The 287-nt window shown below is 71.4% G+C and carries 1 protein-coding gene; it reads right to left on the reverse strand.

Going from position 1 to position 287, the window contains the following annotated elements; all coding sequences use genetic code 11:
- A partial coding sequence (locus G3I71_RS50765; RefSeq protein ID WP_203733310.1) for a hypothetical protein occupies positions 1–238 on the reverse strand: 238 nt, incomplete at its 3' end.
- Between the last annotated feature and the right edge of the window lie 49 nt (positions 239–287).

The raw sequence follows: 287 nt of genomic DNA on the forward strand, positions 1-287 counted from the left end.
CCACCACTGGCCGGACGACCACCGCGGTCATCCTGACGGTCGTCCCGACGCACAAACCCACCGCCCGCAGGACGACCACCACGGTCATCACTGCGCCCACGGAACCCACCGCCGCCTCCCGCGGGACTGCCACCGCGGTCATCATCGCGCCGAACGAAACCGCCGCGGTCACCGCCACCACCACGGTTGTCGTCACGCCGGAACCCGCCACCACTGGCCGGACGACCACCGCGGTCATCCTGACGGTCGTCCCGACGCACAAACCCACCGCCCGCAGGACGACCACC

The organism is Streptomyces sp. SID12501 (genome assembly GCF_010550245.1).
In the GTDB taxonomy this organism is placed as follows: Bacteria; Actinomycetota; Actinomycetes; order Streptomycetales; family Streptomycetaceae; genus Streptomyces.